Raw genomic sequence first — 9,299 nt, 5'->3', positions numbered from 1 at the left:
CTCCCACACTGGATTTGTGGCGTTCACATAACCCCTGTGGGAGCGTGGCTTGCGATGAGGCCGGACCTGCCTACACCAGACTCTCGCGAACCATCTCCAGAAACGTCGCCACCACCCGCCGCGAGCTCTGCTCGCGCAAGCACACCAGTGTCTCGGTCAATCGCCGTGTGCAATCGGTAATCGGCAACGCACACACCCGCGAGTCAGCACCAAATTCCGCCGCCGACACCACCCCAACGCCAATCCCGACCACCACCGCCTCCCGCGCCGCTTCCCGTCCTTCCACCTGGACCGCCGGGCGAATGCGAAACCCCGCCCGGGCCATTTCCTCTTCCAGTGTCTGGCGTGTCACCGAACCGATTTCCCGCAGCACCAACGGCGTGTCATCCAGGTCCGCGAGACAGATCGATTCTCGATCCGCCCACGGATGATTGCGTGAAACAAACGCCACCATCGGGTCATTGCGCAGTGGCAATGAGATCAGCCGTTCATCGCTGACTTCCCGCCCCAGTAAAGCGATGTCAGCCTGATAGTTGAACAGGCGAAACAGCGACTCATCGGTGTTGCCGGTTTCAATCTTCACACTGATGCCCGGGTAGCGTTCGCAGAACCGCGCGATCTGCGGCAGCACGTGCACCGGTGCATCCACCGCGAGGATCAGGCTGCCGGTCTGCAGCGCCTGGGAATCCTGCAACAGCTCCTGCGCTTCGGCCTCGATCACAAACAGTCGCTGCGTGATGGCGAGCAAGCGCTCGCCCAGATCCGTCAGGCGCACCGAGCGTTTGTTGCGGTGGAACAGCAACACACCGAAGCGCTCTTCGAGTTTGCGTACCTGGTCGGAAATGGCCGGTTGCGTGAGGAATAGCCGCTCGGCGGCTTTGGTAAAGCTTCCGTGGACGGCCACGGCGTGGAAGGCTTTGAGTTGGGCGTGGGAAACCGACATCGAAACCTCCAGTAACAAGCTGAGCTTATTTTTGAAATACGATAAATCGATTTCACTTATTAATCAGTAATTGTTTTTATCCACCTCAGCCCCGGTGACTGGTCAGTCGAACAACAGCGGTGGCCATGAGCCTGTGCGTGCAACAGCAGGACTCATCTGACCGRTATCGCTACAGGGAATCCGCGATACCGCAGTGCTCAACAATAAAAACACAGGCGTTTTCTTCCAATTCTGCCGGCACACTCACACCCTGAGGTCAGAACCACAATGAACAATCCCATCGGCACCATCAAGCGCTGGCGCGTGCAGATCTTTGCGATCACCTGGCTCGCCTACGCCGCTTTCTACTTCACCCGCAAAGCGTTTTCCGTGGCAAAACTGGGGATCGCCGAAGACCCCACCTTCATGCTCGACAAAATGGCCATGGCCAACCTCGACGCGATCTACCTGGCGGCGTACGCCTTTGGGCAGTTCACTTGGGGCATGCTCGCCGACCGCTTTGGCCCAAGGGTCGTGGTGTTCGGCGGGTTGCTGATTTCGGCGGCAGCAGCGCTGGTGATGGGCACTTACGCGACACTGCCGATCTTCGCGACCTGCATGTTGATTCAAGGTTTGGCGCAGTCCACTGGCTGGTCCGGGCTGTGTAAGAACCTCGGCAGTTTCTTCCCCGCACAACAGCGCGGCAGAGTACTGGGGTTATGGAGTTCCTGCTATGCCTTTGGTGGGTTGGTGGCATCGCCGTTTGCGGGCTGGTGGGCGTATACGCTGATCGGCTCCTGGCATGCGGCGTTCATTTCCAGTGCGGCGGTGGTTGGGCTGGTCGCCGTGCTGTTTTTTATTTTTCAACGCAACAAGCCGCAAGACGTCGGTCTACCGGCGGTGGACATCGAACCCGAGTTGACCGCTGAAGAGGCTGACGCGCAAAGCAAGATCAGCATTCTGGAGCCCTTGAAGGAAATCGTGCGCAACCGGACGGTGCTGGTGCTGGGCCTGGCGTACTTTCTGCTGAAACCGGCGCGCTACGCGATTTTGCTCTGGGGTCCGGTGATCGTCTTCGAGCAAATGCCGACGGTGGGCAAGGTTGGCGCGGCGATCATCCCGACAGCGTTTGAACTGGCCGGGCTGCTCGGGCCCATTCTGCTCGGTCTGGCTTCCGACAAGGTGTTCGGTGCCCGACGCATGCCGGCCTGCGTCCTCAGTCTGTTGACGCTGACGGTGACCCTGGCCTTGTTCATGGGCGCCCTGCACACCGGCAGCGTCTTGCTGGTGGTCGTGCTGCTGTTTGTCATGGGCCTGACCCTGTACGGACCGGACTCGATGATCAGCGGCGCGGCAGCGATTGATTTCGGCACCGCCAAGGCGGGCGCGACGTCGGCGGGTTTCGTCAATGGTTGCGGTTCGGTCGGGGCGATTCTCGGCGGATTGCTGCCGGGTTATTTCGACTCGGTCACTGTGTTCATTGTCTTCGCCGGCTGCGCCTTGTTCTCGGCCCTGGTGTTGATTCCCCACTGGAACAGCCGCCCGGCTGGCCTGCGTACCGACTACCCATTCGTGCCCAATCGGGCGATGGCCATCAAACCCCTGCGTACCTGAATCCTGCCCCTCGCAGCCTGCTGCACTGGCGGCGGGCTGGCGTGTGGGCATCTGACTGGAGATTTTCCCCATGAGACCCTTTTGGCTGGACCAGGCCTTAAAGGCTGAGACGTCTGACACCTGCCCGGCGCTGGATGGCGATACCCGTGCAGACGTGTGCATCGTCGGTGGCGGCTACACCGGTTTGTGGACCGCGATCATGCTCAAGGAGCAGAACCCCGAACTCGACGTGGTGCTGATCGAGGCCGACATCTGCGGTGCCGGCGCCAGTGGCCGCAACGGCGGTTGCGCGTTGTCGTGGTCGGCCAAGTACTTCACTCTGGAGCGGCTGTTCGGTGTCGAGGAAGCGGTGCGCCTGGTCAAGGAATCCGAGCGCAGCATTTACGCGATTGGCACCTTCTGCGAACAGTACGGCGTGGATGCCGATTACCGTCTCGATGGCACGCTCTACACCGCGACCAATCGCGCCCAGTGTGGCTCGACCGATGCGGTGATTGCCGCGCTGGAGCGCAACGGCATCAACTCGTTCACCCAGCGTCCGGTCGCCGACGTGCAACGCATGGCCGGTTCCAGCAAGCATCAGGAAGGCTGGTTTTCCCCGGCGGCCGCCAGTGTGCAGCCGGGCAAACTGGTGCGCGGTTTGCGGCGGGTGGCGTTGCAGCTGGGCGTGAGGATTCACGAGAACACCGCGATGACCGGGCTGGAGGAGGGCAAGCCGGCGGGGATTCAAACCCCCAACGGCACGGTTCGCGCGGACCGGGTGGTACTGGCGATGAACGCCTGGATGGCCCGGGCGTTCCCACAGTTCGAGCGTAGCGTGGCGATTGTCTCCAGCGACATGCTGATCACCGAGCCTCGCCCTGATCTGCTCAACGAAATCGGCCTGACCAGCGGCGTCACCGTGCTCGATTCACGGATTTTCGTGCACTACTACCACAACACCCCGGACGGACGAATCATGCTCGGCAAGGGCGGTAACACCTTCGCCTATGGTGGGCGGATGTTGCCGGTGTTCGATCAGCCGTCGCCGTACGCCGGATTATTGAAAGACAGCCTGAACGAGTTCTTTCCAGCGTTCGCCGACGCCAAGGTCGAGTCGACCTGGAACGGCCCGTCGGATCGCTCGGTCACCGGTCTTCCGTTCTTTGGCCAGATGAGCGCCAGCGGGAATGTGTTCTACGGGTTCGGCTATTCCGGCAGCGGCGTTGGCCCATGCCACATGGGTGGGCAGATCTTGGCTTCGATGGTCTTGGGGCAGGACAACGCCTGGACCCGTTCGCCGTTGGTGAACGGCCCCTTGGGGTTTTTTCCGCCGGAGCCGATTCGTTACCTCGGCTCCTTGATGGTGCGCAACGCTATCCGCCGCAAGGAGCGCGCCGAAGATCACGGGCGCCGGCCACGGCACCTGGACGTGCGTCTGGCCAAATTTGCCGCAGCGGCCGGCAAGGCTGACAAGGGCTAACGATTGATCAGCCAATCGAGCAGCAAACGCCCGTCGCTGCGTGGTTGATTAGCGGTACAAGGTTTGGGCGGATTGCTGGCAATGGCACACAACACCGGGCGGTCCGGGTCGCTGTCGAGAAAGCTGATGAGCACCTCGGTGCCGGCGATAGGCAGCCTGGCGGGATCTATTCGACCGTCCGCCGTGGCGAGGGCCACGGGAAGCCACAGGCCGGTGGATTTATCCGCGTCGTCTTCCAGTGTTGACCACAGCCGCACATGAATTCGATTTTGCTCATCCAGCGCTGCCGGTTGCCCGACCGTGCCCAGCACTAACGCCGTCTGATAACCCGGAATGCTCGGTCGGGGCTGTGTGAGCGCAGGCCTGAATTCCGTTGACCATGGAATAGCGGTGAATCGATTGCTGTAGCGCCGGGGACGTTGGTCGGCGAGGATTGAAGGCTGTTGTCCCTGGTGGTGGACATCGGTGATCAGCCACTGATCGTTGAAGCCCGACAGTGGATGCGCCGCCACTTGAACGATGCTTCCACTGCGCAAGTCAGCTTGATTGCTTCGACCTTCAATCTGCCGATGCTGGCAGCGCAGCCGCTCCAGTCCCCGACGACTGAGCTGCTCGCGGTGTGCCTGCTCGGGGGAGGGGCGAGCAATCGAAGCGGATGTTTTGGAAAAGGTGTGGTTGGCTGCGCCGTCACCAGGGGCTTGAGGGCCGCGATTGTGGGCGATTCTGCGTTCAGGTCGGGCGCGCGCGTCATGACGCTGGAACAGCTCATGGATGACCGGCAATAAAGTCTCGTGACAGGAGTCGGTCTGAAAGGGCAGCAGGAGCGGCTCCTCGGGGAACTTCTGAGTGTCATCGGCCAGCACCAGGACATGCCCGTCGCGCCGATGTTCGAAGTGATAGTGGATGCCTTCTTCTTCGCAGAGTCGCTGCATCAACATCAGATTGGTCTCTTCGTATTGAATGCAAAACGGCCGGGGCGGGTAGTGCGCGGAGGCTAGTTCCAGGCGATAGCTGGCCTCAGGCAGCGCATGTTCCTGGAACAGTTGACGCAGGATCGCCGGCACGCTGAGACGATGAAACACCCGACGGCAACGGTGGTGGTCGAGGTTTTGAAGGTATGGCACCAGTACCAGGTGGTAGCCGATGCGGTGCAGGCCGCGATGTTCACRGCTGGCGCTGTGAACAATGCCGTGAATGCCGCTGTGATCTCCAATGGTCAGATAGGCCGGTTGTTGCAGCACGGGGTCGAGGTTCATCGCCGGTGCCAGGCCAATCACTTCAATGTCGAATCGATAGGGCTGGTTCAGGCCTTCAGCGCCGCTGAACTGCAATACCTGCAGGCTCAATCCGCTGTCGAGGAGGGTCAGGGTGTAGAGACTTTCCTTGTCGTTGTGCATCGAACGCGCTTCTGCCATGGAGTACGGACGCGAAGGGTACGAAACCACGCCGCTCAATAGTCACCATAAATCGCCATTTCAGAATCGCCCTACGAGTCCTGGCGAAAATGTCGATCCGTGATGCCCGTCAGTCAGTCCGCATTTTTTGGTCGATTGCCAACTTTAGGCCGTATAAACTTGCGCAACGCGTCGGCCAATAGATGTCTCGGCGCCACAGATCAAGAGAGTGAGTAATGGGCGCACAGTGGAAGGTTAAACACAAAGAAGCGGCATCCAACGCCAAGGGCAAGATTTTCGGCAAACTGGTGAAAGAAATCACCATTGCTGCGCGTAACGGTGCCGATACCGCCACTAACGCACACCTGCGTCTGGTGGTCGAGCAGGCCAAAAAGGCCTCGATGCCCAAGGAAACTCTGGATCGCGCGATCAAGAAAGGCGCGGGTCTGTTGGGCGAAACCGTGCAATACCATCGCGTGACTTACGAAGGCTTCGCACCGCACCAGGTGCCGCTGATCGTTGAATGCGTGACCGACAACATCAATCGCACCGTGGCTGAAATCCGCGTGGCATTCCGCAAGGGCCAGTTGGGCGCTTCCGGTTCGGTGGCGTGGGACTTCAACCATGTCGGCATGATCGAGGCGTCCCCGGACAGCCCGGACGCCGATCCGGAAATGGCCGCGATTGAAGCCGGCGCCCAGGATTTCGAGCCGGGTGAAGAAGAGGGCACGACCCTGTTCCTGACCGAGCCTGCGGACCTGGATGCGGTGCAAAAAGCACTGCCAGAGCAAGGTTTCACCGTGTTGTCGGCGAAACTGGGCTACCAGCCGAAGAACCCGGTCACCGGTTTGAGCGACGAGCAAATGGCTGAAGTCGAGGCGTTCCTGGAAGGCCTCGACAACCACGATGATGTGCAGGATATGTTTGTCGGTCTGGCGGGTTAAGCATTCCAGCAGGGGTGGCTTTGTTGTCTGACAGACCGTCTTCGCTGGCAAGTCGAATCGTCGCACCGCAGYTCCTACATTTAATTGAGTTCTAACTGAAGAACTCGGTCAACTGTAGGAACTGCGGTGCGACGATTCGACTTGCCAGCGAATGGCCGCGAAGCGGTCACCGATCCTGCAACTCTCGCAAAATCTCGCTAAACCCCGGTCGCTTCAGCACCTCTGGATGACAGCAGCGCTCCTGCAACACTTCCAGCTCCACACGCGCGATATCGCTCAGTCCCGAGTCGATACGTTCCAGCAGTTCCCCCAGCAACACACCAAATGCCCGCACCTCGATCCGTTGCAGCGCTCGGCTTTCAGGGCTGTCGCAGGTGGCGTGGAAAGACGCCGCGCCAAAATCCCCCAGCAGGCAATCACCGTGCTCGTTCCACAGGATGTTGTGGGCATAGAGGTCGCCATGGGTGATGCCTTGGCGGTGCAAGTGTTTGGCCACCGAGGCGACACCATGGGCGATGCGCAATGCCACGCTCGCGCTGAAACGGGTGTCATCGGTGTAGATGTCGCGGGTGCAGGACGCCAGGCTCGGCAGCGCGGCCAGGTTGCGATAGCTCGGATCGATCAGTTGCATCACCAATCCGGCCTGCTGGTCGGGATGATCGACGATTCGGCCTTCGACCCGGATCAGGTTCGGGTGGAGACCGGCGGTGATGCAGGCGTTCATTTCGTGCAGGGGCGAACCGTCGCTGGTCATTTCGCCCTTGTAGAGCTTGACCGCAACCGGCATGGCCGGTTGCTCCGGTTGTTCCCATGTGGCCCGATGAATCACGCCCGAAGCACCTTCGCCCAGTTGTTGTTCCAGTCGCAATTGGTCCCAGGGAATCTGGGCCGTGGCTTCCAGCGCAGCCGCATCGGCTTCGTTTTCCAGCGGGTTACCGGCGTACGCCAGCCAGGTCAGGCTGGGCAAGGCCAGCAGCCACTCGGGCAGCTCACTGAGCTGGTTGGCGGCGATGCGAATCAGTTCGAGCCGATGGCACTGACTGAGGCTGCGGGGCAGGCGCTGCAAGCGGTTGCCGGCGAGCATGAGCTTTTGCAGGTACGGTCGGTCGCCCAGTTCAGTTGGCAATTCCGTGATGCGGTTGTCGGTCAGGATCAACCAACGCAGCAACGGTGGCAGCGCGGCGCCAGGGACGGTTTCGATGGCATTGGCCTTGAAGCCGATCATCGTCAGCGCGGCGCATTGGCCCAGGCACGCAGGCAGTTCGGTGAACAGGTTGTCCGAGCAGAACAGCACCCGTAAGCGGGTCAGGCGATGCAGGTCATCCGGCAGGCTGCTCAAGGCGTTGCCGCTGAGGTTGAGCACTTCCAGCGAGTCTGCCAGGTCGAAGATTTCCCGGGGGAATTCTGTCAGGCCGCAGGCCAGGTCCAGGCGGGAGATGCCAGTCAATTGGCCGGCGCGCAGTTGGGCGAGGGTATCCATGAGCGGGTTCGCTTTTGATCAAGGGCAGGCGCAGGGGCCCGGAAATGGGCAACATGATAGCGGTAAAGCRGGCCCGTCTGTCAGGCCGGTGCGTGCACTTCCAGCAACTGCCCCAAACGGCTGCGTGTACGCGCCAGATCGATGGCATCGCCACCCAGGCTTTCACGCAATGATTGCTGACCGAGCAACGTCAGGTGTTTGTCCTGATCGTATAAAACGTCGATCAAATTGATAAACCGCTGCTGCGCGGCGATCGAACAGTCGGCCAGGTTGGGCAGTTCATCGATGATCCAGTGATCGAAGCGCCGGCACAGCTCCAGATAATCCATGACCGCCGTGGGGTGTTCGCACAGATCGGCAAAGTTGAAACCGATGGTTCGTTCATCGCAGTGCCGCGCATGAAAATGCCGGGTGCCGACCGGCAGTTGCACCGGCGGTGCGTTGCGTTCGGGCAGTTTCAACGCCTGGCGTTGCGTCACGTTACCCGGCCAGACATACCGCCCTTGAGTAAACACCTGCTGCGCGTGCGTTCTTACCTGACTGCGGTAGTCATGCGGACCGCCAACTTCCATCACTTGCATACGGGCGTGGATCAGTTCGATGACCGGTTTGAAGCGCGCGTGGTAGAGCGGGTTGGGTAACAACCCTTCCGGCGGATAATTGGACGTCACCATCAGCAGGATGCCGCGACGGAACAGCGCCTTGAACAACCGCGTGATGAGCATCGCATCGCCGATGTCATGGACGTGAAACTCGTCGAAACACAACACCCGACAATCGCTCAACAGTTCATCGAGGGTGACTGCCAGCGCATCGGGTTGGTCGCGATGGGTGAACATGCCCTGATGCAGCCGGGCAAAAAACTCATGGAAGTGCAGCCGCTGTTTTTCTTCAATCGGGATCGCCTGGAAGAAGCCGTCGAGCAACCAGCTCTTGCCGCGTCCGACCGCACCATGCAGGTATAGACCGGGAAGGGTTTTCGCCGACTCGCCGAGCAGTCCTGCGGCGTACTGCGCCATGCAGTCGATCACTCGCTGTTGGCTGTGGCTGAGGGTGTAGCCCTGGGCATGGGCCTTTTGGCGGAAGTAATCGTGGACGATTATACCCGCTTCGACGCCGCTGGCTGGCGCAGCAAGCGCCTTGCCGAAAAGGCCGCGCAAGGAAAGCCAGCGTGGTGTCAGTCGCGAACAGTTGGGCGGTCGAGCGGCCATTGTCAGGTCAATCCGTAGTCGTCATGCCGGCTCCCCGAGCAGCGGCGGCGTAGTGTAACCAGTTGGGTAATTTCCCTTCCAGTCCTGTCGACGGGTGAAGCGGATTGTTGGACAGGGATTACAGCCTGTAGCTGTCGAGCCTGCGAGGCTGCGTCCGGCTCTGTAGCAGCTGTCGAGCAGCGCGAGGCTGYGTTCGCTTGTAGCAGCTGTCGAGCAGCGCGAGGCTGCGTTCGCTTGTAGCAGCTGTCGAGCAGCGCGAGGCTGTGTTCGGC

Annotated in this window: 7 protein-coding genes; 3 read left to right on the top strand and 4 right to left on the bottom strand. The window is 60.7% G+C overall.

The features are described from left to right. Positions 1-70 precede the first annotated feature (70 nt). Positions 71-943, bottom strand: coding sequence for a LysR family transcriptional regulator (locus AC1DSG_RS22785; protein WP_477792903.1), 873 nt, complete (start codon positions 941-943; stop codon positions 71-73). A gap of 267 nt (positions 944-1,210) precedes the next feature. Between AC1DSG_RS22785 and AC1DSG_RS22780 the strand changes: the two genes are divergently transcribed. Together AC1DSG_RS22780 and AC1DSG_RS22775 are read left to right on the top strand one after the other, a co-directional pair. Beyond that, a complete protein-coding gene (locus AC1DSG_RS22780) occupies positions 1,211-2,536 on the top strand; it encodes an MFS transporter (protein ID WP_477792902.1) in 1,326 nt (441 codons plus the stop codon). A gap of 70 nt (positions 2,537-2,606) precedes the next feature. Beyond that, on the top strand, positions 2,607-3,998 hold the full coding sequence (locus tag AC1DSG_RS22775; protein ID WP_477792901.1) for an FAD-dependent oxidoreductase: 1,392 nt from the start codon (positions 2,607-2,609) through the stop codon (positions 3,996-3,998). Here AC1DSG_RS22775 and AC1DSG_RS22770 read toward each other — a convergent pair. Then, positions 3,995-5,395, bottom strand: a complete 1,401-nt coding sequence (locus tag AC1DSG_RS22770) for a type VI secretion system Vgr family protein (protein ID WP_477792900.1) — start codon at positions 5,393-5,395, stop codon at positions 3,995-3,997. The genes AC1DSG_RS22775 and AC1DSG_RS22770 overlap by 4 nt on opposite strands. A 233-nt stretch (positions 5,396-5,628) precedes the next feature. On the opposite strand from AC1DSG_RS22770, the gene AC1DSG_RS22765 reads away from it, so the two are divergent. Beyond that, positions 5,629-6,336, top strand: a complete 708-nt coding sequence (locus AC1DSG_RS22765; RefSeq protein ID WP_007946909.1) for a YebC/PmpR family DNA-binding transcriptional regulator — start codon at positions 5,629-5,631, stop codon at positions 6,334-6,336. A 166-nt stretch (positions 6,337-6,502) separates the two neighbouring features. Here the strand turns inward: AC1DSG_RS22765 and AC1DSG_RS22760 are convergent, their stop codons facing one another. Continuing rightward, positions 6,503-7,816: a leucine-rich repeat-containing protein kinase family protein gene (locus tag AC1DSG_RS22760; RefSeq protein WP_477792899.1), complete on the bottom strand. Its 1,314-nt coding sequence runs from the start codon at positions 7,814-7,816 to the stop codon at positions 6,503-6,505. A gap of 80 nt (positions 7,817-7,896) precedes the next feature. Further along, positions 7,897-9,027: a cell division protein ZapE gene (zapE, locus tag AC1DSG_RS22755; protein WP_477792898.1), complete on the bottom strand. Its 1,131-nt coding sequence runs from the start codon at positions 9,025-9,027 to the stop codon at positions 7,897-7,899. Positions 9,028-9,299 lie beyond the last annotated feature (272 nt).

Source organism: Pseudomonas sp. P5_A12, assembly GCF_056400685.1.
Note: the sequence above shows the minus strand (reverse complement) of the source record. Positions and strands in the feature narration are given on the sequence as shown.

Excerpts from the sequence above, each read along its gene's own strand:
- AC1DSG_RS22780 (WP_477792902.1), top strand. The coding sequence starts at position 1,211 with ATGAACAATCCCATCGGCACCATCAAGCGCTGGCGCGTGCAGATCTTT.
- AC1DSG_RS22765 (WP_007946909.1), top strand. The coding sequence starts at position 5,629 with ATGGGCGCACAGTGGAAGGTTAAACACAAAGAAGCGGCATCCAACGCC.
- AC1DSG_RS22785 (WP_477792903.1), bottom strand. The coding sequence starts at position 943 with ATGTCGGTTTCCCACGCCCAACTCAAAGCCTTCCACGCCGTGGCCGTC.
- AC1DSG_RS22760 (WP_477792899.1), bottom strand. The coding sequence starts at position 7,816 with ATGGATACCCTCGCCCAACTGCGCGCCGGCCAATTGACTGGCATCTCC.
- zapE (WP_477792898.1), bottom strand. The coding sequence starts at position 9,027 with ATGGCCGCTCGACCGCCCAACTGTTCGCGACTGACACCACGCTGGCTT.
- AC1DSG_RS22775 (WP_477792901.1), top strand. The coding sequence starts at position 2,607 with ATGAGACCCTTTTGGCTGGACCAGGCCTTAAAGGCTGAGACGTCTGAC.